The organism is Streptomyces sp. FIT100 (genome assembly GCF_024584805.1).
Lineage (GTDB): Bacteria > Actinomycetota > Actinomycetes > Streptomycetales > Streptomycetaceae > Streptomyces.
The window spans coordinates 2,118,739-2,139,915 of the sequence record NZ_CP075715.1 but is presented as its reverse complement, the minus strand read 5'-3'; the positions used below and the strand labels follow the sequence as shown (position 1 = coordinate 2,139,915).

The 21,177-nt window shown below is 72.8% G+C and carries 17 protein-coding genes and 1 pseudogene; 9 read left to right on the top strand and 9 right to left on the bottom strand.

Annotated elements, in window-relative coordinates; all coding sequences use genetic code 11:
• Positions 1-44 precede the first annotated feature (44 nt).
• The gene (map, locus tag KK483_RS09240; protein WP_262004733.1) at positions 45-902 is read right to left on the bottom strand and encodes a type I methionyl aminopeptidase; all 858 of its coding nucleotides are present in this window, start codon (positions 900-902) and stop codon (positions 45-47) included.
• Between the two features lie 57 nt (positions 903-959).
• On the opposite strand from map, the gene KK483_RS09235 reads away from it, so the two are divergent.
• Positions 960-1,208: a hypothetical protein gene (locus tag KK483_RS09235; RefSeq protein WP_262004732.1), complete on the top strand. Its 249-nt coding sequence runs from the start codon at positions 960-962 to the stop codon at positions 1,206-1,208.
• 15 nt (positions 1,209-1,223) lie between these two features.
• Here the strand turns inward: KK483_RS09235 and KK483_RS09230 are convergent, their stop codons facing one another.
• Both KK483_RS09230 and KK483_RS09225 read right to left on the bottom strand, forming a co-directional pair.
• Positions 1,224-2,507: an MFS transporter gene (locus tag KK483_RS09230; protein ID WP_262004731.1), complete on the bottom strand. Its 1,284-nt coding sequence runs from the start codon at positions 2,505-2,507 to the stop codon at positions 1,224-1,226.
• An 84-nt stretch (positions 2,508-2,591) separates the two neighbouring features.
• On the bottom strand, positions 2,592-3,197 hold the full coding sequence (locus KK483_RS09225; RefSeq protein WP_262004730.1) for a hypothetical protein: 606 nt from the start codon (positions 3,195-3,197) through the stop codon (positions 2,592-2,594).
• 84 nt (positions 3,198-3,281) lie between these two features.
• Here KK483_RS09225 and npdG point away from each other — a divergent pair, with 84 nt between their 5' ends.
• Positions 3,282-4,010 (top strand): NADPH-dependent F420 reductase, encoded by a 729-nt coding sequence (gene npdG / locus KK483_RS09220; protein WP_262004729.1) that lies wholly within the window; start codon positions 3,282-3,284, stop codon positions 4,008-4,010.
• An 89-nt stretch (positions 4,011-4,099) separates the two neighbouring features.
• The gene (locus KK483_RS09215) at positions 4,100-4,273 is read left to right on the top strand and encodes a hypothetical protein (RefSeq protein WP_262004728.1); all 174 of its coding nucleotides are present in this window, start codon (positions 4,100-4,102) and stop codon (positions 4,271-4,273) included.
• 243 nt (positions 4,274-4,516) lie between these two features.
• Here KK483_RS09215 and KK483_RS09210 read toward each other — a convergent pair whose 3' ends face one another.
• Positions 4,517-5,323 (bottom strand): site-2 protease family protein, encoded by an 807-nt coding sequence (locus KK483_RS09210; protein WP_262004727.1) that lies wholly within the window; start codon positions 5,321-5,323, stop codon positions 4,517-4,519.
• Between the two features lie 181 nt (positions 5,324-5,504).
• Here KK483_RS09210 and KK483_RS09205 point away from each other — a divergent pair, with 181 nt between their 5' ends.
• Complete coding sequence (locus KK483_RS09205; RefSeq protein ID WP_262004725.1) at positions 5,505-8,846, top strand: BTAD domain-containing putative transcriptional regulator; 3,342 nt, start codon at positions 5,505-5,507, stop codon at positions 8,844-8,846.
• Here KK483_RS09205 and KK483_RS09200 read toward each other — a convergent pair.
• From KK483_RS09200 to panB, 3 genes are all read right to left on the bottom strand, one after another.
• Complete coding sequence (locus KK483_RS09200; protein ID WP_262004724.1) at positions 8,821-9,642, bottom strand: ABC transporter permease; 822 nt, start codon at positions 9,640-9,642, stop codon at positions 8,821-8,823. The two genes, KK483_RS09205 and KK483_RS09200, sit on opposite strands and share 26 nt — an antisense overlap.
• Positions 9,639-10,634, bottom strand: a complete 996-nt coding sequence (locus tag KK483_RS09195) for an ATP-binding cassette domain-containing protein (RefSeq protein ID WP_262004723.1) — start codon at positions 10,632-10,634, stop codon at positions 9,639-9,641. The genes KK483_RS09200 and KK483_RS09195 overlap by 4 nt, the downstream gene beginning before the upstream one ends.
• Before the next feature lie 210 nt (positions 10,635-10,844).
• Entirely contained in the window at positions 10,845-11,723 is an 879-nt protein-coding gene (gene panB, locus KK483_RS09190) for a 3-methyl-2-oxobutanoate hydroxymethyltransferase (protein WP_262004722.1), read from the bottom strand.
• 308 nt (positions 11,724-12,031) lie between these two features.
• On the opposite strand from panB, the gene KK483_RS09185 reads away from it, so the two are divergent.
• The 4 genes from KK483_RS09185 (at position 12,032) to KK483_RS09170 (ending at position 17,105) form a co-directional block, all read left to right on the top strand.
• Positions 12,032-13,663: a DHA2 family efflux MFS transporter permease subunit gene (locus KK483_RS09185; RefSeq protein ID WP_262004721.1), complete on the top strand. Its 1,632-nt coding sequence runs from the start codon at positions 12,032-12,034 to the stop codon at positions 13,661-13,663.
• Positions 13,664-13,692: 29 nt separating this feature from the next.
• Positions 13,693-14,331: a TetR/AcrR family transcriptional regulator C-terminal ligand-binding domain-containing protein gene (locus KK483_RS09180; protein WP_262004720.1), complete on the top strand. Its 639-nt coding sequence runs from the start codon at positions 13,693-13,695 to the stop codon at positions 14,329-14,331.
• Positions 14,332-14,577: 246 nt separating this feature from the next.
• The gene (locus tag KK483_RS09175; protein WP_262004719.1) at positions 14,578-15,600 is read left to right on the top strand and encodes an endonuclease/exonuclease/phosphatase family protein; all 1,023 of its coding nucleotides are present in this window, start codon (positions 14,578-14,580) and stop codon (positions 15,598-15,600) included.
• Positions 15,601-15,833: 233 nt separating this feature from the next.
• Entirely contained in the window at positions 15,834-17,105 is a 1,272-nt protein-coding gene (locus tag KK483_RS09170) for an MFS transporter (RefSeq protein WP_262004718.1), read from the top strand.
• On the opposite strand, the gene KK483_RS09165 is transcribed toward KK483_RS09170, so the two are convergent.
• Positions 17,071-18,834 carry an NAD+ synthase gene (locus KK483_RS09165; RefSeq protein WP_262004717.1) on the bottom strand — a complete coding sequence of 588 codons (1,764 nt, stop codon included), beginning with the start codon at positions 18,832-18,834 and terminating at the stop codon, positions 17,071-17,073. The two genes, KK483_RS09170 and KK483_RS09165, sit on opposite strands and share 35 nt — an antisense overlap.
• Positions 18,835-18,922: 88 nt before the next feature.
• Between KK483_RS09165 and KK483_RS09160 the strand changes: the two are divergent.
• Positions 18,923-19,255: pseudogene (locus tag KK483_RS09160) on the top strand (sensor histidine kinase); the annotation flags it as partial.
• Between the two features lie 170 nt (positions 19,256-19,425).
• Here the strand turns inward: KK483_RS09160 and KK483_RS09155 are convergent.
• A complete protein-coding gene (locus KK483_RS09155) occupies positions 19,426-21,147 on the bottom strand; it encodes a multicopper oxidase family protein (protein ID WP_262004716.1) in 1,722 nt (573 codons plus the stop codon).
• Positions 21,148-21,177: the final 30 nt, after the last annotated feature.

Genomic DNA, 21,177 nt, shown 5'->3' with positions numbered 1-21,177 from the left:
GGTTCCCGACGACCTGTCGGTAAAAACGCTACCCGCGATCCGCGTCAGGGCAACGTGAGAATGTCCGCCCCGCTCTCCGTCACCACCAGCGTGTGCTCGAACTGCGCGGTCCGCTTCCGGTCCTTCGTCACGACGGTCCAGCCGTCGTCCCACATGTCGTACTCGTGCGTGCCGAGCGTCAGCATCGGCTCGATCGTGAAGGTCATCCCCGGCTGCATGACGGTCGTCGCGTGCGGGCTGTCGTAGTGCGGGATGATCAGCCCCGAGTGGAACGACGAATTGATGCCGTGCCCGGTGAAGTCACGCACGACGCCGTAGCCGAAGCGCTTCGCGTACGACTCGATGACCCGCCCGATGACATTGATCTGGCGGCCCGGCCTGACCGCCTTGACGGCCCGGTTCAGCGCCTCCCGCACCCGCTCGACCAGGAGCTTCGACTCCTCGTCCACGTCACCGCAGAGGTAGGTGGCGTTGTTGTCGCCGTGCACACCGTTGATGTACGCGGTGACGTCCAGGTTCACGATGTCGCCGTCGCGCAGCACGGTCGAGTCGGGGATCCCGTGGCAGATGACCTCGTTGACCGAGGAGCACAGCGACTTCGGGAAGCCCCGGTAGCCGAGCGTCGACGGGTACGCGCCGTGGTCGCACATGAACTCGTGCGCCACACGGTCCAGTTCGTCGGTCGTCACCCCGGGCGCGATCAGCTTCGCCGCCTCCGCCATCGCCTGTGCGGCGATACGGCCGGCGATGCGCATGCTCTCGATCGTCTCGGAGTTCTGGATCTCCGGCCCGGTGTACGGCGTCGGCGCGGGCTTCCCGACGTATTCGGGGCGCCGGATGTTTCCGGGGACGGAGCGGGTGGGAGAGAGCTCCCCTGGTACGAGCAGTGACTGGCCAGACATGCGGCGAGTCTATCGAGGCCCCGTGGGGCAGCATGGCGTCAGAGGAAGGAGCCGACGATGGCCCTGTTCAAGAAGCGCACCGTGGGCAAGCCGGGTGAGTGGTACTACTGCCTGGAGCACAAGAAGGTCGAGGAGGGCCCCGAGTGCCCCGCCAAGGACCGCTTCGGCCCGTACGCCACCCGCGCGGAGGCCGAGCACGCGATGGAGACGGCGCGTGAGCGGAACCTGGAGTGGGAGAACGACCCCCGATGGCACGACGCGACACGAGGCGGGGACACGGAGCGAGGCGGGGACACGGAGGACTGAGCCCGGCGCGGTGGATCAGGGCCCGGCCGCCGCCTCCTTCTGGGCGCGGCGGCGCAGGGCGTCCTCGTCGGTCTCCGCGTCGTACGTGACGAGCTTCGGCAGCACCGCGGTCAGCAGCCCGACCGAGGCCACGCAGGCCAGGCCGCCGCTCCAGAACGCCGCACGGGTGCCGGTCCAGCCCGCCGCCGCGCCCGCGCGGACCTGGCCCAGCTGCGGGCCCACGCTGTACGACAGCACCTCGATGCCCGCGAGCCGGCCGCGCAGCGACTCGGGGATCGTCTGGTTCCAGATCGTGGCCCGGCCGAGGCCGCTGAGCATGTCGCCCGCTCCCGCGACCGCGAGGCACAGCAGCACCAGCCAGATGTCGGTGAACCAGCCCGCCGCCGCGATCGCCAGCCCCCAGACCGCGGCACCGAACACCACGAACAGCCCGTGGCGCCGCACCCGTGAGGTCCAGCCGCTGGTCAGGCTCAGCAGCAGGGAGCCTGCCGTCCCCGCCGCGTACATCAGCCCCAGCGACCACTGCGCGTCCAGTTCGTCCGCGAGGAACGGGAAGATCGTGTTGGGGAACGCGAAGAACATCGCGGCCAGGTCGACGGCGTACGTGCCGAGCAGCACCGGCCGGCTCCACGCGTACCGGGCGCCCTCCGCGATCCCCCGAAGCGACGGCTTGTCCACGCCCTGCGTGGGCGGCGCGGGGGCGAGGCGGGAGCAGAGCAGCACCGAGACGACGAACCCGGCGACCGTCGTCGCGTACGCCGTCGCATGGCCCGCGTACGCCACGACCAGACCGGCCAGCGCGGGCCCGGCGATCGCGCCGAGCTGCCAGCGCAGCGCGTTCAGCGCCGCCGCGGCGGTCTGCTGGTCGTGCGGCACGATCCGGGCAAGCAGCGAGTCCAGCGCCGGACGCTGGAGCCCGGCGAGCCCCGACACCCCGGCGGCGACCAGATAGAGCGGCCACAGCAGCGGCTCCGGCAGCATCGCGTTGACCAGCAGGACGCCGGCCATCACGCCCAGGCCGGCCTCGCTGAGCAGCAGCACCTTGCGCCGGTCCACGGCGTCGGCCAGCGCCCCGCCGTACAGCCCGAAGACCACCAGCGGCACCAGCTCGACGGCGCCCATGGCACCGACCGCGAACGGCGAACCGGTCAGCTCCTTGATCTGCAGGGGCAGCGCCACCATCGCCATGAAGCTGCTGAAGTACGTGACGAGTCCCTGGACCCACAGCAGCCGGAAGTCCGGCGACGAGCGCCAGGGCGAGAGGTCGGGCAGCAGCGCGCGGCGCAGTCGTGATCCCACGAGCGCCCATGCTCGGCGCCGGTCCCGCCACCGACAACCGGTTTTCGGTGAACCCGGCGCGGCAAGCCCCCACGGGGGCGCCGCCTACCAGCGCGCCGGCGGTGGCGCCGTCAGATGGTCCGCGAGCCGCGACAGGCGGTCCCGGAAGCGCCGCGGCCCCCGCGGCGCGACCGGCAGCGTGTTCTCGCCCGCCGCCGCGCTGACCAGGTGCTGCACCGTGTCGAGGTCGACCTCCGCAGCGCCGTCCACCGTCAGCGCCTCGTGGGCGAGACCCCGCACCTCGGCGTCGCCCCCGTCCAGCGACAGCACCGTCGCCCCGGACCGCCGGGCGTCGTGCACCCGCTCAAGGAGACCCTCGTCCGGCCGCCGCGGCGCCACCACCAGCAGCGTCTCGCCGCGCCGGGCCGCCGCGAGCCGGCCGAGCCCGACCGCCAGGTGCACCGGGTCCCCGTCCCGTACCCGGTGGCGCACCAGGGTGGGCGCCAGCTCGGGCTGCCCGGACCAGGCGGCCTCGTCCACGAGGTGCGCGGCCAGATGCCACGGCTCGTACTCCACGGTCCCCACCAGCAGCAGCCCGCCGCCCTGCGGCACGACGGACGAGCGCAGCGCCCCGGCGAACCTGCGGGCCGCGTCGGGCCACGCCGTCCCGGCCAGTACCTCCCGCAGCAGTGCGACACGTACGGCATCCATGGCCCCGCATCCTGCCGCACCGGCCGCCGCCGCGGGGGCGGGTCTGCCGAACCCCACCCGCAGGGGCGGAAGTAAGGTCGGGACATGACCTCTGAAGACACTGCCGCCCAGGCCCCCAAGCCCGCTGCCGCCGCCGCTGCCGCGAAGGACCCGTGGGACCTCCCCGACGTCTCCGGTCTCGTCGTCGGCGTCCTCGGCGGCACCGGTGACCAGGGCCGCGGCCTCGCGTACCGGCTCGCCCGGGCCGGGCAGAAGGTGATCATCGGCTCCCGTGCGGCCGAGCGCGCCGAGACCGCCGCCGCCGAACTGGGCCTCGGCATCGAGGGCGCCGAGAACGCCGAGTGCGCCCGGCGCAGCGATGTCGTGATCGTCGCCGTGCCGTGGGAGGGCCATGCCAAGACCCTGGAGGCGCTGCGCGACGAGCTCGCCGGAAAACTCGTCGTCGACTGTGTGAACCCGCTCGGCTTCGACAAGAAGGGCGCCTACGCGCTGAAGCCGGAGGAGGGCAGCGCCGCCGAGCAGGCCGCCGCCCTGCTGCCCGGGGCCCGGGTGACCGCCGCGTTCCACCACCTGTCCGCCGTGCTGCTCCAGGACGAGGCGGTCGAGGAGATCGACACCGATGTGATGGTGCTCGGCGAGTCGCGCGCCGACACGGACATCGTGCAGGCGCTCGCGGGCCGGATCCCCGGCATGCGCGGCGTCTTCGCCGGGCGGCTGCGGGGCGCGCACCAGGTCGAGTCGCTGGTCGCCAACCTGATCTCGGTGAACCGGCGCTACAAGGCGCACGCGGGCCTGCGCGTGACCGACGTCTGAGGCCCGTCCGGAGCCCTCGGCGGCATGGGGGACAGCGGCATGGGGGACACTGGTCCGGAACACCCGTGACCGGACAGGAGCCGACCCCCATGCCGCGCCTCGCCCTCTACGCCCTCGTCATCTGCGCGCTCGCCGTCGCCGCGGCGGTTGTCTCCTTCGTGCAGGGCAGCTGGCTGGGGATCGTGTGGGTGCTGCTCGCGGGTGTGTCGTCGAACCTGGCGGTGTACTACATCCGCCGCGGCAGGGCGGCCCGCGGCGCCTGACGGCCCGCGGCGCCTGACGGCCCCCGCTTGACGGGCCGCGGCGCCTGACGGCCCGCGCTTGACGGGCCGCGGCGCCTGACGGCCCGCGCTTGACGGGCCGCGGCGCCTGACGGCCCGCGCTTGACGGGCCGCGGCGCCTGACGGCCCGCGGCGCCTGACGGCCCGCGGCGCCTGACGGGCCGCGGTCCCTGACGGCCCCCGCTTGACGGGCCGCCGCCCCTGACGATCCGCGGGATCTGACCGCTAGCGGTTGACGGCCGCGTCGCAGACCGGGTTCGGATCGGTCCAGAAGCGGTAGAGGTTCTGCCCGCAGTACGTCTCCGCCTCGGTCACCCCGAGCCCGCGCAGCACCGCGTCGATCGCGTCGAAGAACGCGTGGTTCACCTCGGGGATGAACAGGATGCCGAAGACGGCCAGCAGCCCGAACGGCGCGAACGGCTCCACCTGACGCCGCACGCGGTGCGACAGCCACGGCTCGATCACCCCGTACCCGTCCAGCCCCGGAACCGGCAGGAAGTTCAGGATCGCGGCCGTCACCTGGAGCAGTGCCAGGAAGCCGAGGGCGAAGCGGAACGCGAACGGTACACCGTCGAGCGCGCCCAGCCAGAACGGAGCCGTGCACACGACCGCGAACAGGACGTTGGCCAGCGGGCCCGCGGCCGAGATCAGGCTGTGCTTCCAGCGGCCCCGGATGCGGTGGCGCTCGATGAAGACGGCGCCGCCGGGCAGACCGATGCCGCCCATGATCACGAAGATGACCGGGAGCACGATGCTGAGCAGCGCGTGCGTGTACTTGAGCGGGTTGAGCGTCAGATAGCCCTTGGCGCCGATGGTGAGGTCGCCGCCGTGCAGCGCGGTGCGGGCGTGCGCGTACTCGTGCAGGCAGAGCGACACGATCCATGCGGACGTGACGAAGAGGAACACCGACAGGCCCGGGCTGGCGGCGAAGCCCGTCCAGACGGCCCAGCCGGTGACCGCCATGATCGCGGCGATCCCGAGGAAGACGGGGGAGATGCGGCGATCGCTCCTGCGGGTCGCGGCGGTGGTCATGGGCGGTGCTCCTGACGGCGTGGACGTGTACGACGTGGACGTGGACGTGGGCGGGGGCATGGGCGTGGGCGTACGGCTTCGGGCCGGGTCCGGGCGTGGGGCAGCGTATTCCGTCGTGGTGACAACGGGGCAACGTGTCGCCCGGCCCCGAGCGTTCCTGAGGATCGCGGACAATGGGCGCGTGCATTACCGCGTACTCGGCACCACCCAGGCATTCCACGACGACGGCACCCCCGCCGTGCTCGGCGGGGCGCGGCTGCGTGCGCTGGTGGCCGTGCTGGCGCTGCGCGCCGGGCGCACGGTGCCGGTCGGCGCGATCGTCGACGAGGTGTGGGACGGAGATCCGCCCGCCGACGCGGTGGGGGCGGTGCAGGCGCTCGTCGGGCGGGCGCGGCGGGCGCTCGGGCACGGGGCGGTGGTCTCGGCCGACGGCGGCTACCGGCTGGACGCGGACCCCGGGGATGTGGACCTGCACCGGTTCGAGCGCCTCGCGGCGGAGGGGGAGCGGGCCTTCGGCGGAGGCGATCCCGGGCGGGCGGCGGAGCTGCTGGACGAGGCGTTCGCGCTGTGGCGGGGGCCGGTGCTGGCCGATCTGCCGGACCGGGCCTCCGTGGCGGCCCGCTGGGAGGCCCGCAGGCTGGAGGCGCGCCGCACGCGGCTCGCCGCGGCGCTGGCGCTCGGCCGGGCGGACGAGGCGCTGCCGCAGTTGGCCGCGCTCTGCGACGCCCACCCGCTCGACGAGTCCCTCCAGGCGCTGCGCATCCGCGCCCTGCGCGATGCGGGCCGGGCGGCGGAGGCCCTCGCGGCCTACGAGTCCGTACGCCGCGGGCTCGCGGCCCGGCTGGGCACCGACCCGGGGCCGGAGCTGCGCGCGCTCCACGCGGAGCTGCTGAAGCCGGAGCCGAGTGCTCCGGCCGGGGGCGTCCCCGGCAATCTGCGCGCGCGGCTCACCAGCTTCGTCGGGCGCGGAGCGGACATCGAGGCCATCCGCGGAGACCTGCGGCGGGCGCGCCTTGTCACGCTGATCGGCCCCGGCGGGGCCGGCAAGACACGGCTGTCGCAGGAGGCCGCCGAGCGGGCTGCCGGGGCGTACGAGGACGGCGTCTGGCTGGTGGAGCTGGCGCCGGTCGGCGAACCGGAGAACGTGGCCGCGGCCGTGCTCACCGCGCTCGGCGCACGCGAGACCGTGCTGCGCGGGGCCGGCGCGGAAGAGCTGCGGGCCGCCGCCGACCGGCACGGCGACGATCCGCTCGCCCGGCTCACCGAGCACTGCGCGCGGCGCCGCATGCTGATCGTGCTCGACAACTGCGAGCATGTCGTGGCCGCCGCCGCCGAGCTGTGCGAGCGGCTCCTGGAGCACTGCCCGGGGCTCACCGTCCTCGCCACCAGCCGTGAACCGCTCGGCGTCCCGGGCGAGGCGGTACGCCCCGTCGACCCCCTGCCCGCCCCGATGGCCCTGCGCCTCCTCGCCGACCGCGGCGCGGCCGCGAACCCCGCCTTCCGGATCGACGCCGACGCCGAGGCCGCCGCGGAGGTCTGCCGCCGTCTCGACGGCCTCCCCCTCGCCATCGAACTCGCCGCCGCACGGCTGCGCACGCTCACTCCCCGCCAGATCGCCGACCGCCTCGACGACCGCTTCCGCCTCCTCTCCAGCGGCAGCCGCACCCATCTGCCCCGCCAGCAGACCCTGCGCGCGGTCGTCGACTGGTCCTGGGACCTCCTCGACACCTCCGAGCGCACCGTCCTGCGCCGCCTCTCGACCTTCGCCCGCGGCTGCGACCTCCCCGCCGCCGAGGCGGTCTGCGACTGGCTCGGCCCGGCCGGCGCTCCGGTCCCCGGGGCGGAGGGCACCGCCGACGCGCGGGACGTCGTGGCCGTACTGGCGGCACTTGTCGACAAGTCGTTGGTCGTCGCGACGCCGGCCGCCGACGGAGGGATGCGCTACCGGCTCCTGGAGACCGTCGGAGAGTACGCCGCCGAGCGGCTCGACGAGGCGGGCGAGCGCGCGGACGCGGAGCGTGCGCACTTCACGTACTACCGCGAACTCGCCCGCCGCACCGATCCGTTGCTCCGCGGACCCGGGCAGGTCGGTGCCATCGCCCGGCTGGAGCTGGAGTACGAGAACCTGCGCACCGCGCTGCGCCGGACCGTCGCCGCGGGCGACGAGGACGAGGCGCTCTGCCTGGTGCTCTCGCTCGCCTGGTACTGGCAGATGCGGGATCTGCGCGCCGACGCCCGGCACTGGTCGCGGGCCGTCGCCGCGCTCGGACCCGACCCCTTCGCGCCGCCGGGCGCCCCGGCGGCGCCCATGCACGCACGGGTCACCGACACACCGCCGCCGTTCACCCCCGAGCAGCGCCAGGAGGCACGGCGCGGAGCCCGGCTGATCGGAATGGTCAGCATGGAGCACGCGACCGAGCAGTGGCGGTCGCCCGAGCGGCTGGAGTGGCTGCGCGGCGTCGTGCGGACCTACCGCCCCGGCCTGCCGCAGACCTGCCGCTTCCCGGGCTCCCTCTGGTTCTACGCGCTCCTGCTCACGGGCAACCCCGACGAGCTCCGCCACTCCGTCGACGAGACCGTCCGCGCCTGCGAGGAGTTCGGCTACGAGTGGGACCTCGCCGCCTCCCTCCAGCTACGGGCCAACGTGCTGGCCAACCGCAGCGAATGGGCGGGCCACGCGACCGCCGACGCGGACCGCAGCCTGGAGCTCTTCGAACGGCTCGGCGATCACTTCGGCGCCGCCGAGGCGCTCTCCGCGCGCGGGGAGGCCCGCGAGCGGCGCGGCGAGTTCGCGCTCGCCGCCGACGACTACACCGCCGCCGTCGAGCGCGCCCGGCACCTCGGCGCCCAGAGCCAGGTCCCGCTGCTGCGGGCCCGGCTGGCAGGCGTCATCGCGGAGCTGGGCCGCCGGGAGGAGGCGGAGGTGATCCTCCGCGAGGTGCTCGCGGAGGCCGACGACAGCGCACACGAGGCCGTGCACGCCGCCCGCCTGATCTACTCGATGGTCCTCGGCTGCGAGGGGCGCACCGAGGAGGCGCGCGAACAACTGGGCTTCCTCGCCGCGGAGTTCCACTCCGAGACCCTCGCGCTCTTCGAGGGCCTCCGCACCGGCGGTCTGGCCTGGCTCGACTGCCTCGACGGCCGCTACGCCGCGGCGCTGCCCCTGCTCATGCGGGCGCTGGAGGCGGCCATGGACCCCCTCGCCCGGATGGTGGCGCCGCACATGCTCGCGACCCATCTGGTGACCGCGGCCGAGGCCCTGGCGGGTCTCGGCGAGGAGCCGGCCGAGGACGCCGCGCGGCTGCTCGGCGCGTACGAGCACGTGCTTCCGCCCGGCCATCTCGTGGCCTCGACCGTGGAGCGGGAGAACCTCGTCCGCGCCGGGCGGGCCACCCGCGCCGCCCTCGGCGACGCGGCATACGCCGCCCGGTGCGCCGAGGGCGCCGGCCTCACCGAGGACCAGGCCGTCGCCCTCGTGCGCGGGCGGCTCGACACGCTCAGGACTTCGTCCGGAACTTCCTGATCGCGACCGGCGCCATCACCGCGGTGATCACGGCCGACCAGATCAGCGTCACCCACACGTCGTGGGCGACCGGCCCCCCGTTCATCAGCCCGCGCGCCGCGTCGGCGAGCGAGGACAGCGGGTTGTAGTCCGTGAAGGCCTGGAGCCAGCCCGGCATCGAACTCGTCGGCGCGAAGATCGACGAGCCGAACTGCAACGGCATCAGCACGAGGAAGCCCATGCCCTGAATGGCCTGGGCGTTCTTCATGGTCACACCCATGGTGAGGAAGATCCACATGATCGACGAGCCGAAGACCAGCGAGAGCCCGATGGCCGCGAGCAGCCCGGGGACGTCCGCCACGGACAGGCCGAGCAGGAAGCCGACCGTCAGCAGGATCGCCGTCGCGACGAGCATCCGGCCGATCTCCACGACGATCTTGGCGATCAGGACCGAGGACCGGGCGATGGGCAGGGACCGGAAGCGGTCCATGACACCCGTCTGGAAGTCCTGGTTGAAGCCGGTGCCGACACCCATCGCGATGTTCATGCCCATCATCGCCATCAGGCCGGGGACCACGTAGTTGACGTACTCCCCCTGGTTGCCCTTGCCGGCGATCGCACCGCCGAAGACGAACACGAAGAGCAGCGTGAAGACGATCGGCATCAGTACGGCGTCGAACATCGACTCCGGGTCCTGCCGGATCCACAGCAGATTGCGGCGGACCAGCGCGCCGATGTGCCGCAGATTGCCGCGCAGACCGATGCGGCCCTCGTCGGTGACGGCGGGAGCGGATACGGGGGCAGTGGTGGCGCTCACGCCGCGACCTCCTGGGGGATCGTCTCGTCGGCGGACGTCGTCTTCTGGCCGGTGATGGCCAGGAACACCTCGTCCAGGCTGGGCAGATCGGTGCCGATGTCGGCGATGGCGAGGCCGCGGGCGCCCAGCAGGCCGACCACGGCGGTCAGCTGCTCGTCGCTGAGGATCGGGACGTACAGCGTGCCCTCGTCCGGCACGGCCTGGGCTCCGGCGACCCCGTCCAGGCCCGCCTCGCGGACCGCCGCGGCCATCGGAGCCAGCTGCTCCGGGTCCGCCGGCCGGATCCGCAGGGTCCGGCCGCCGACCTTCGCCTTGAGCTCGTCGATCCGGCCCTCGGCGATGACGCGACCGCGGTCGATCACCGTCAGCGCGCTCGCCAGCTGCTCGGCCTCCTCCATGTACTGCGTGGTGAGGAGGACGGTGACGCCCTCGGCGACCATGCGGTGGACCTCGTCCCACACCTCGTTGCGCGTGCGGGGGTCGAGGCCGGTCGTCGGCTCGTCCAGATAGAGCACCGCGGGCTGCCCGATCATCGACGCCGCGAGGTCGAGACGGCGCCGCATACCGCCCGAGTACGTCGAGACCGGGCGCTTCCCGGCCTCCGTGAGCGAGAACCGCTCCAGCATCTCGTCGGCCCTGCGGCGGGCGTCCTTGCGGGACAGATCGAGCAGCCGCCCGATCATGTACAGGTTCTCCCAGCCGGAGAGCTTCTCGTCCACCGAGGCGTACTGGCCGGTGAGGCCGATCGTGCGGCGCAGCTGCCGGGGCTGGCGCACCACGTCGAACCCGGCGACGGTCGCGTGGCCGGCGTCGGGGGTGATCAGGGTCGACAGGCAGCGCACGAGGGTGGTCTTCCCCGCCCCGTTGGGACCGAGGACGCCGAGGACCGTGCCCTCGCGGACGTCGAGGTCCACCCCGTCCAGGGCCTTCGTCTCGCCGTAATGCTTTACGAGGCCCCGTACCTCGACGGCGTTCTTGTCGTTTCGCGTCATGCCGTACACGGTCCCAGGCACCACCGACAAACCGCCGACAAGCCGCCGACAGCCTGTGGACAACCGCACCGATACAGGGTTACGCGCAGGTCGGCCGCGATGCCGACAGCCCGCCGACGGGGGAGGATCGGCGGGCTGTCGTTGGTGCCGGAAGTGGCTTGTGGCGGGACCGGCCGGAGGCCCCGGGACCGGCTCGTGGAACGGGAACGGCTAGTGGAAGGTGTGCTCCTCGGCCGGGAACGCCCCGCCGACGACATCGTCCGCGAAGGCCCTCGCCGCGTCGCCGAGCGACCGGCGCAGATTCGCGTACTGCTTGGTGAAGCGCGGCACCTTCCCGCCCGTCAGACCGGCCATGTCGGTCCAGACGAGGACCTGCGCGTCCGTGTCGGGCCCGGCGCCGATGCCGATGGTCGGGATGTGCAGCGAGCGGGTGACCTCGGCGGCCAGCTCGGCCGGCACGAGCTCCAGCACGAGGGCGAACGCGCCCGCGTTCTGCGCCGCCTTCGCGTCGCGCAGCAGCTGGTGCGCCGCCTCGTCGCCGCGGCCCTGCACCCGGTAGCCCATCGTGTTCACCGACTGCGGGGTCAGGCCCAGATGCGACATGACCGGGATACCGGCCTGCACCAGCATCTCGGTCTGGGGCAGCGAACGCTCCCCGCCCTCCAGCTTCACGGCGCCGACCCCGGCCTCCTTGACCAGCCGGGTGGCGTTGCGCAGCGCCTGGACCGGGCCCTCCTGGTACGAGCCGAAGGGGAGGTCGCCGACGACGAGGGCCCGCTTTGTGCCCCGTACGACGGCGGCGGAGAGGAGGGTCATCTCGTCCATCGTGACGGGCACGGTGGTGTCGTAACCGAGGTGGGTGTTGCCCATCGAGTCGCCGACGAGCATCACCGGGATGCCGGCCTCGTCGAACACGGACGCGGTCATCGCGTCGTACGCGGTGAGCATGGGCCACTTCTCGCCGCGCTCCTTGGCGGCGGCGATGTCGTGGACGGTGATGCGACGGGTGCTCTTGCCGCCGTACAGCGCCTTGGGGTCGGTGCCCGCGCTGCTGTCGGCGGCCTGCTCGGGGGCAGCCTGAAGCGTCATGGTGAACGGCTCCTTCGTCATCTCGAGGCGCCCTTACGGCGTCCCCGGACCGGATCCATGGTGGCATCCCGCGCCCCGCCGCGTGAAGTGGCGGCGTTCACACACCGGCAATGTGGCGCAACATCGCTCCCTGCCCGTCGCCCGCGAGGAAGCGGGCCGAGACGGGCCGAGACGGCCGAGGCGGGCGAGCGGCGGGCAGGGGTAGAGCCGGCAGGGGCAGCGGCCCACGCCGTGGGCCGCTGCGCCGTCCGGGTGGTGTTTTCCGATACGAGACGGGCCCGTATCGCAATACGGGAAGGGCTCGGACCATGGCCATACCGCCCGGCGGCCCCGCCGCCCCACCGCCTCCCCGGGTCCCGGAAGCCGTTCACCGGCGCCGCTGGGCCATCCTCGCCGTCCTGATGTTCACCGTGCTCATCATGGTGCTCGACCACTCCGTCCTGAACGTCGCGGTCAAGACCATCGCCACCCCCGCGCCCGTCGGCATCGGCGCCACCCAGGGCGAGCTGGAATGGGCCATCAACTCCTACACGCTGGTCTTCGCCGCGCTGCTCTTCACGGCGGGGCTGATCGGCGACCGCACGGGCCGCAAGAAGGCGCTGCTCTGCGGCATGGCCGTGTTCGGCATCGGCTCCGCGCTCGCCGCCTTCTCCGGGTCGGCCGCCGAGCTGATCGCGTACCGGGCCGTGATGGGCGTGGGGGCGGCGTTCGTCATGCCGGCCACCCTCGCCGTCCTGATGAACGTCTTCGAGCGGGACGAGCAGCCCAAGGCCATCGGCATCTGGGCGGGCGGCGTGGGCATCGCCATCGCGCTCGGCCCGCTCACCGGCGGGCTGCTCCTGGAGCACTTCTGGTGGGGCTCGATCTTCCTGGTCAACGTGCCCGTGGTGATCGTCGGATTCGCCGCGATGGTGCTGCTGATCCCCGACTCCCGCGACCCGGGACCGGGGCGCATCGACCCGGTCGGCGTGCTGCTGTCCATCGTCGGACTCGCCCTGCTGGTGTACGGGATCATCCACGGCGGCGAACTCGCGTCGCTCACCGACCGCGGAGTCCTGGTGCCGCTGCTGGGCGGCCTCGCGGTGCTGGTCGCGTTCGTGCTCTACGAGACGCACATCGACCATCCCGCCCTCGACTTCTCGTACTTCAGGAACCCCGCGTTCTCCGCCGCGATCACCGCGACCGCGCTCGCCTTCCTCGCGATGATGGGCGTGGCCTTCTTCTCCGTCTTCTATCTGCAGACCGTGCTCGGGCACAGCCCGCTGGAGGCCGGGCTGCTCGTCCTGCCGCTCGCGGTGGCCCAGTCGCTGTTCGCGCCGCGCGCCCGGCTGATCGTCGCCCGCTTCGGCGCCAAGGCGACCTGCACGGCCGGAATGATGATGATCGCGACCGGGCTCGCCTCCTTCGCCTTCTTCGACACCTCGACACCGCTGTGGGCGCTGGAGCTCGCCTTCTTCGTCCAGGGCGCCGGAATGGGGCACGTGATGTCCCCGGTCACGGTCACGGTGATGCAGGCGCTGCCGCGGGAGAAGGCCGGTGTGGCCTCCGCCATCAACAACACCTTCCGGCAGATCGGCGGTGCGCTGGGCGTGGCGGTGCTCGGCTCGGTGCTCTCCGCGGCGTACCGCGGCGGCATCGAGAGCACCCTGGAGCGGACGGCGGGCGTACCCGAGGGGGCCAGGCACGCGGCGGGCGAGTCGCTGGAGGCGACGCTGGCCGTCGCGGGCAGGCTCGGGCCGTCGGGGCAGGTCCTGATCGCACCGGCGTACGAGGCGTTCCTCGTCGCCATGCATCTCGCGGCGCTCTGCGCGGCGACCGTGACCATGGTGGGCGCGGTGGTCGTGGCGCTGTACCTGCCGGGGAAGGCACGGCCGTCCGGTGCGCCGGACGCGCCCGGCGCACCGGAGGAGCGCCAGACCGCGGGGGCCGTGCGCGGGTGAGCGGGTACGGGGAGCGGCGGAGCGGACACGTGGACGGGAGGACGAAGGCCGCGTCCGGCATCGGGGAGCCGAGGCGGGGCCGCCCCCGCAGCGAGGCGGCCGAGCGGGCCATCCGCGGCGCCGTGGTGCGGCTGCTGGAGGACGGTGTGCCGCTCGGTGACATCTCCATCGAGCGCATCGCCCGCACGGCGGGGGTCGGCAAGGCCACCATCTACCGCCGCTGGAGCGACAAGGAGGAGCTGTTCGTCGAGATCCTCCGGGACATCGAGCCGCCCGAACCCGAGCTGCCCGGCACCTCCGCCCGCGACGACCTCGTCGTCATGCTGGAGTCCGTGCGCGTACGCGGCCTCGCGCAGCGCTCCTCGGCCCTGCTGCACAACGTCCTCGCGCAGATGAAGAGCCACCCCAAGCTGTGGGCGGCGTATGTCGCGACCGTGATCGACCCCCGGCGCGCGACCGTCCTCGCGATCCTGCGGCGCGGGATCGCGGGCGGGGAGATCCGCGACGACGTCGACATCGACCTGGTCAACGACCTCGTCGTCGGTCCCATGCTGGTACGGGCCGTGATGCGGCCGCACGCGCCCCTGCCGGACGGTCTGGCGGAACGCATCGTCTCGACCGCGCTGGACGGGCTGCGCCCGCCGGCCGCATCCGAGCGGCGCCCCTGAGCGGCGTTCCTGAGCGGCGCCCCTGACCGGCCTTCCCGACCTCTGGTACCCGCGTGCAATATGCGCGTTCTGTCACAGCCGGTGTCCTGTCGCCCATGATCGGAACCCGTCACGCGTTCCGGACGTCATCGTGACCGTATGACAGCAAGCCCGGTCCCATCCCCTAGGGTCAGGCGGACGGGCGGTACCGGCTTGCACACGGCAGTGAGCAAGGCAGCAACGCAGCAAGGCAGTGAGGACGACGGCATGCGGCAGGCATACATGGCGGAGACGGGGAACGACGGCGCGGAGGACCCCCGCCCCGGATCCCGGGTCCGGGCCGTGCTGGACCGCTGGCGCGGCGATCCGGGGATCTGGCGGCGCGGCATCCTGGTCGCGGTCTGCGCCGTGGCCCTCGGGCTGCTGATGATCCTCCACGCCCACATCCCGAACCGGATCGGCAACCTCGGCAGCCTGACCGAGACCTTCCTGCCCTGGCTGGGCGTTCTCGTCCTGATGCTGCTGGTGTGCGCGCTGCTGCGCAGGTCCGCGACGGCGCTGATCGCGCTGCTGGTGCCGGCCGTGGTGTGGGTGAACCTGTTCGGCGGGCTGTTCACCGACAAGACGGGCGGCGGGGGTGACCTGACGGTCGCCACGCACAACGTCAACGCCGACAACGCGGACCCCGAGGGCACCGCGCGCCAGGTGGCGGAGTCCGGCGCGGACGTCGTCGCGCTGGAGGAGATGAAGGGCGACGCGGTCCCGACGTACGAGAAGGCGCTGGCGTCGGCGTACCCGTACCACTCGGTGCAGGGCACGGTCGGGCTCTGGAGCAAGTACCCGATGAGCGACGCCCGGGACGTCGACATCCGGCTGGGCTGGAAGCGGGCGATGCGTGCGACGGTGGCGGCGCCGGGCGGCGACGTCGCGGTGTACGTGGCCCATCTGCCCTCGGTGCGGGTGAAGCTGAACGCGGGCTTCACCGCCAGTCAGCGCGACAGGAGCGCGGACGCGCTGGGCGAGGCGATCGCGCACGAGGGCGAGGAGCGGGTGGTCCTGCTCGGCGACCTCAACGGCACGATGAACGACCGCTCCCTGAACGCGGTCACCTCCCAGATGCGCTCCACGCAGGGCGCGGCGGGCAACGGCTTCGGCTTCAGCTGGCCGGCGTCGTTCCCGATGGCGCGCATCGACCAGATCATGGTGAAGGGCGTCGAACCGCTCTCCTCCTGGACGCTGCCCCGCACGTCGAGCGACCACCTCCCGATCGCGGCCCGCGTCGCCTTGTGACCGCCGGGACGACGTTGCTGTGACGGCGGGGACGGCCTCGCTGTGACCGCCGGGACGACGTTGCTGTGACGGCCGGGACGGCCTCGCTGTGACCTCCGGGCGGCCTTGCTGTGACCGCCGGGGCGGCCACGTGGTGACCGCCGGGAAAATCTCGCCGCAATCATCCGTTCATCGCCGGGAACATTCCACGTGAGAGCCTTTGTTCCGTAGGAGAACTAACGAAAGGCTCTCCCATGCCCCTGGCGCTGTTCGCGCTCGCCGTCTCCGCCTTCGGCATCGGCACCACCGAATTCGTGATGATGGGCCTGCTGCCCAACGTCGCCGATGACCTCGGGACCTCCGTCCCCACCGCCGGCCACCTCGTCTCCGCGTACGCGATCGGCGTCGTCATCGGCGCCCCGCTGCTCACGGCCTTCGGCTCGCGTGTGCCGCGCAAGCGGATGCTGCTCCTCCTTATGGCGCTGTTCACCGTCGGCAACCTCGCCTCCGCGCTCGCCCCCGACTTCGGCACGCTCCTCGCGGGGCGGGTCCTCGCAGGGCTGCCGCACGGCGCGTTCTTCGGCGTCGGCGCCGTCGTCGCCGCGCGGCTCGTCGCGGAGGGGCGGCAGGCGCGGGCGGTGGCCACGATGTTCCTGGGGCTGACCGTCGCGAACGTCGTCGGCGTACCCGCCGCGACCCTGCTCGGCCAGCACCTCGGCTGGCGCGCCACGTTCCTCGTCGTCACCGTGATCGGACTCGTCGCGATGGCGGCGCTGGCCCGCCTCGTCCCGCACGTTCCCGTCGACGCCCACCAGGGCCTCGGGCGCGAGCTGCGTGCCCTCGGCAACCGGCAGGTCCTGCTCGGGCTGCTCACCGCCGTCTTCGGCTTCGCGGGCGTCTTCGCCGTCTACGCGTACCTGGCGTCGATGACGACCGAGGCGATCGGCCTCGGCGAGTCGGCCGTGACGCTCGTCCTGGCCCTCTTCGGCATCGGCATGACCCTCGGCGCACTCGTCGCCGGCCCGCTCACCGACCGGGCCCTGCGGCCCACCCTCTACGGCTCGCTCGCCGCCCTCGCCCTCGTGCTGGTCGCCTTCCGCTTCACCGTGCACATCCCCTGGCTCGCCCTGACGACCGTTGTCGTCCTCGGCGCGGTCGGCTTCATGACCACCACCCCGCTCCAGATGCTGGTCATGCGCAAGGCGCAGGACGCCCCGACCCTCGCCTCCGCCTCCAACCACTCCGCCTTCAACCTCGCCAACGCCGGCGGGGCCTGGCTCGGCGGCGCGGCGATCGCCGCGGGCTGGGGCTGGACCTCCCCGGCGGTCGTCGGCGCGGCCCTCGCCGTCGTCGGCCTCGCCATCGCGGCCGCGGCAGGACTGCTGGACCGGGGCGGCAAGACGGCGGAGGGGACCTCCCGCGTGGTCGCGGGAAGCCCCCTCGCGGCGGCGGCGGCGGCGCCGGCGGACGGGCAGGCCGGCCGTCCCCCGGTCAGTGCGACGTCGTCTCCCGCCAGCGGTTCGTGATCGGCAGCCGGCGGTCCTTGCCGAAGCCCTTCGCCGAGATCTTGGTGCCCGGCGGGTACTGGCGGCGCTTGTACTCGGCGGTGTCGACCAGGCGCAGGACCTTCGCGACCAGTTCCTCGTCGTAACCCGCCGCCACGATGGCCTCCTTGCCCTGGTCGCGGTCGACGTACAGCTCCAGGATCCGGTCGAGGACGTCGTAGTCCGGCAGCGAGTCGGTGTCGACCTGGTCCGGGCGGAGCTCCGCGGACGGCGGCTTGACGATGGAGTTCTCCGGGATCGGCGGGGTCTGGCCGCGCTCCTCGGCGGCCCGGTTGCGCCACTTCGCCAGCCGGAAGACCGAGGTCTTGTAGACGTCCTTGATCGGGCCGTAGGCGCCGACCGAGTCGCCGTACAGCGTCGAGTACCCCACCGCCAGCTCGGACTTGTTGCCCGGCGCGAGCACGATGTGGCCCTCCTGGTTGGAGACGGCCATCAGCATCGTGCCGCGCAGCCGCGACTGGAGGTTCTCCTCGGCGAGACCGGTCAGCCCCAGTGAACCCATGTACGCGTCGAACATCGGCTCGATCGGCACGGTCCGGAAGTTGAGCCCCGTACGACGGGCCAGCTCGGCCGCGTCCCCCTTGGAGTGGTCGGAGGAGTACTTGGACGGCATGGAGATGCCGTACACGTTCTGCGCGCCGAGCGCGTCGCACGCGATCGCGGCGACGAGCGCGGAGTCGATGCCGCCGGACAGGCCGATCAGGACGGACCGGAAGCCGTTCTTGGCGGCGTACGCCCGCAGGCCCACGACCAGCGCGGAGTACACCTCCTCGTCGTCGTCGAGACGGTCGGCGTAGCCGCCCGTCAGCTCCGCCTCGTACGCCGGGAGCGGCTCGTCGGAGAGGACGACCCGGTCCACGACCAGACCGTCGTCCACGCGTTCCCCGTCAGCGGCCCCGCCGCCGGCTGCCGGCAGCTCCAGGTCGAGGATGACGCTGCCCTCGGCGAACTGCGGGGCGCGCGCGATCACCTCGCCGTCCTTGTCGACGACGATCGAGTCGCCGTCGAAGACCAGCTCGTCCTGGCCGCCGATCATCGCCAGGTACGCGGTGGTGCAGCCCGCCTCCTGGGCGCGCTTGCGGACCAGCTCCAGACGCGTGTCGTCCTTGTTCTGCTCGTACGGCGAGGCGTTGACCGAGATCAGCAGCCCGGCCCCGGCGGAGCGGGCGGCCGGTACACGTCCGCCGTCCTGCCAGAGGTCCTCGCAGATGGCGAGCGCGACGTCGATACCGTGCACACGGACCACCGGCAGCGTGTCGCCCTGGACGAAGTACCGGAACTCGTCGAAGACGCCGTAGTTGGGCAGGTGGTGCTTGGCGAAGCGCAGCACGACCTCGCCGCGGTGCAGCACGGCCGCGGCGTTCTCCGGTGAGCCCGCGGGCCGGCCGAACCGGGGCTCGGACTTCTCCGAGCGGTCGAGATAGCCGACGATCACGGGGAGCTCGCCGAAGCCCTCGTCCGCGAGACGGGCGGCGAGTGCGCGCAGGGCGGCCCGGGACGCCTCCACGAAGGACGACCGCAGGGCCAGGTCCTCCACGGGGTAGCCGGTCAGCACCATCTCGGGGAAGGCGACGAGATGCGCCCCCTGCTCGGCGGCGTGCCGGGTCCAGTGCACGACCGACTCGGCGTTGCCGGCGAGGTCGCCGACGGTCGAGTCGATCTGATTCAGAGCGAGGCGTAGTTGAGGCACGGGACCAGTGTAATCGTCTCTCTGACGCAATGTCCCGGGGCCAGCGGTGTGGGCCGTCCCACTCCCGCGTGCCCGCCGCATTCCCGTGCCGGCCGCCACCGGCCGCACCGTCTACCGCATCGTGCAGGAGGCCCTCACCAACGCCCGCAAGCACGCCCCGGGTGCCGAGGTCACCGTGACGGTGGGCGGCGGCCCCGGCTCCGGGCTCACCGTCGAGGTGCGCAACCCTGCACCGGCCGGTCCGGTGACCGACGTGCCCGGCTCCGGCCAGGGCCTGATCGGACTCACCGAACGCGCCACGCTCGCGGGCGGCAGCCTGGAGCACGGGAAGACCGCCCCCCTTTCGCGTGACCGCCCCGCTGCCGCGGCTGCGCCGGGAAGCGGGGCGGTGTCCGATCCGGGAAGCGGCGGAAGGCGCTAGGGCGTGTTGCGAAAGTCCCGTCTGCGCGGCGGCGTCTGGCACGCACGCTCGCGGCGTTGTCGGTCGTCGGCGCAGCCCGCTGCGCTCTCCTTCCTCCGCCTTGCGATCGCACGCACCAGACGCCGCCGCGCCCGCCCTACGGGCGGACGACGCTACTTTCGCAACACGCCCTAGTCCCGGTGCCGGCGGTACGCGAGGGTCGTCATCATCCCGGACTCCGAGTGGTAGATGTTGTGGCAGTGCAGCATCCACAGACCCGGGTTGTCCGCGTCGAAGTCCGCCACCAGCTTGTGGTGCGGCAGCAGGATCGATGTGTCCTTGCGGGCGCCGTGCGCGTCGATGCCCGCCAGGGAGTAGGTGTGGCCGTGCAGATGCACCGGGTGCCACATGTCCGTGGCGTTGATGACCACCAGCCGCACCCGCTCACCGTGTTCGACCATGTGACGCACGTCCGGGTCGTAGGGCCGGTGGTCGATGCCCCAGTCGTAGTCCTTCATGCCGCCGGTAAACGTGATCTTGATCAGTCGGTCGTATCTGCGGCGGTCCATCGCCACCGAATCGTCCGGTCGTAGCCCACGTGCGGAAACCAGCACCTCGCGGTCCAGCTCCCCGGGGTGCGCGGTCGGCCGCGGCACGGCCCCGCTGCCCGTGCGCAGCACCGCCATCGCCCGCCCCTTCTTGCCCTCGGCCAGCGCGACGAGTGGGAAGACCCCGGACTTGGCGGTGAACAGCACGTCGTACCGCTCGGCCATGCCGATGACGAGCGCGTCGGTCTTGTACGGCCGGACGGGGAAGCCGTCGCTGTGGGTGACAGTGAGCTTGTGGTCACCGAGCGCCACCCGGAACGCCGACTCGCCGCCCGCGTTGATGATGCGCAGCCGGATCCGGTCTCCGGGCTTGGCCTTGAACTGCGTGGGGTCGTCCGCCGTGCGCCCGTTGATCAGGTAGTACGGGTAGGCGACGTCGCCCGCGTGGCCGCCCAGCAGCTTGCTGGTGGCGCCCGACATCAGCCGCTTCGGCCCTTTTCCGCGGTACGGCGACGGTGAGGCGGCCGTCCCGGCGCCCTTCCCGTCGGCGTGCCCGCCCGGAACGGGTACCTCCGCCACCCCTCCGCCGCCGGCCTCCAGCGGCCCGTCGGGCCTGGCGCCCCTGCGCTCGTCGCCGTCCGCGTCCCCGTGCTCGTCGTGGTCCCCGCCGTGGCCCATGGCGGGCTTGCCGTTGCGGAGCTGGGCGAGGACGTCGTCCGGGGTCGAGCCGCCGACCCCGTCGATCCAGTCGTCCAGCATGACGATCCACTCGTGGTCGTACTCGAGCGGCTCGCGCGGGTCGTCCACGATCAGCGGCGCGTACATCCCGCGGTCGAGCTGCACGCCCATGTGCGGGTGGAACCAGTACGTGCCCGCGTGCGGCACGGCGAACCGGTAGTCGAACGTTTCGCCCGGCTTGACCGGCGGCTGCGTCACGCCCGGCACCCCGTCCATGTCGTTGCGCAGGGCGATGCCGTGCCAGTGCACGGTGGTCTCCACCGGCAGATGGTTGGCGAGGGTGAGCGAGAGGGTGTCACCCGCGGTGATCCGGACCTCCTTGCCCGGCAGAAGGCCCTCGTACGTCCAGGATCTGAAGGTGCGTCCGGCGCCCAGCTCGACCGGGCCCGCGGTGGCGGTGAACGTGTGCTTGCGGAGCGGTCCCACGGGCTCCGGATGCGCCTCGTCGACCTCCTTGCCGCCCGGCACGACGAAGCCGCCCGGGTCGTCCGCCGCGGGCGCACCGGGGCTGCCCTGGCGGCGCGATCCGCCGCTCGAACAGGCGCTGAGCAGCCCGGAGCCGGCGGCGGCGATCCCGGCGCCGAGTACGGCGCGACGCGTGGGGGAGGTCTGACTGGTGTGGTCCATGCGCATGACTGTGTGCACCTCGCTGTGGGG

Excerpts from the sequence above, each read along its gene's own strand:
- KK483_RS09225 (WP_262004730.1), bottom strand. The coding sequence starts at position 3,197 with ATGGATGCCGTACGTGTCGCACTGCTGCGGGAGGTACTGGCCGGGACG.
- KK483_RS09155 (WP_262004716.1), bottom strand. The coding sequence starts at position 21,147 with ATGGACCACACCAGTCAGACCTCCCCCACGCGTCGCGCCGTACTCGGC.
- panB (WP_262004722.1), bottom strand. The coding sequence starts at position 11,723 with ATGACGCTTCAGGCTGCCCCCGAGCAGGCCGCCGACAGCAGCGCGGGC.
- KK483_RS09215 (WP_262004728.1), top strand. The coding sequence starts at position 4,100 with ATGCCGCGCCTCGCCCTCTACGCCCTCGTCATCTGCGCGCTCGCCGTC.
- KK483_RS09235 (WP_262004732.1), top strand. The coding sequence starts at position 960 with ATGGCCCTGTTCAAGAAGCGCACCGTGGGCAAGCCGGGTGAGTGGTAC.
- KK483_RS09210 (WP_262004727.1), bottom strand. The coding sequence starts at position 5,323 with ATGACCACCGCCGCGACCCGCAGGAGCGATCGCCGCATCTCCCCCGTC.
- KK483_RS09195 (WP_262004723.1), bottom strand. The coding sequence starts at position 10,634 with ATGACGCGAAACGACAAGAACGCCGTCGAGGTACGGGGCCTCGTAAAG.
- npdG (WP_262004729.1), top strand. The coding sequence starts at position 3,282 with ATGACCTCTGAAGACACTGCCGCCCAGGCCCCCAAGCCCGCTGCCGCC.
- KK483_RS09185 (WP_262004721.1), top strand. The coding sequence starts at position 12,032 with ATGGCCATACCGCCCGGCGGCCCCGCCGCCCCACCGCCTCCCCGGGTC.
- KK483_RS09170 (WP_262004718.1), top strand. The coding sequence starts at position 15,834 with ATGCCCCTGGCGCTGTTCGCGCTCGCCGTCTCCGCCTTCGGCATCGGC.
- map (WP_262004733.1), bottom strand. The coding sequence starts at position 902 with ATGTCTGGCCAGTCACTGCTCGTACCAGGGGAGCTCTCTCCCACCCGC.
- KK483_RS09175 (WP_262004719.1), top strand. The coding sequence starts at position 14,578 with ATGCGGCAGGCATACATGGCGGAGACGGGGAACGACGGCGCGGAGGAC.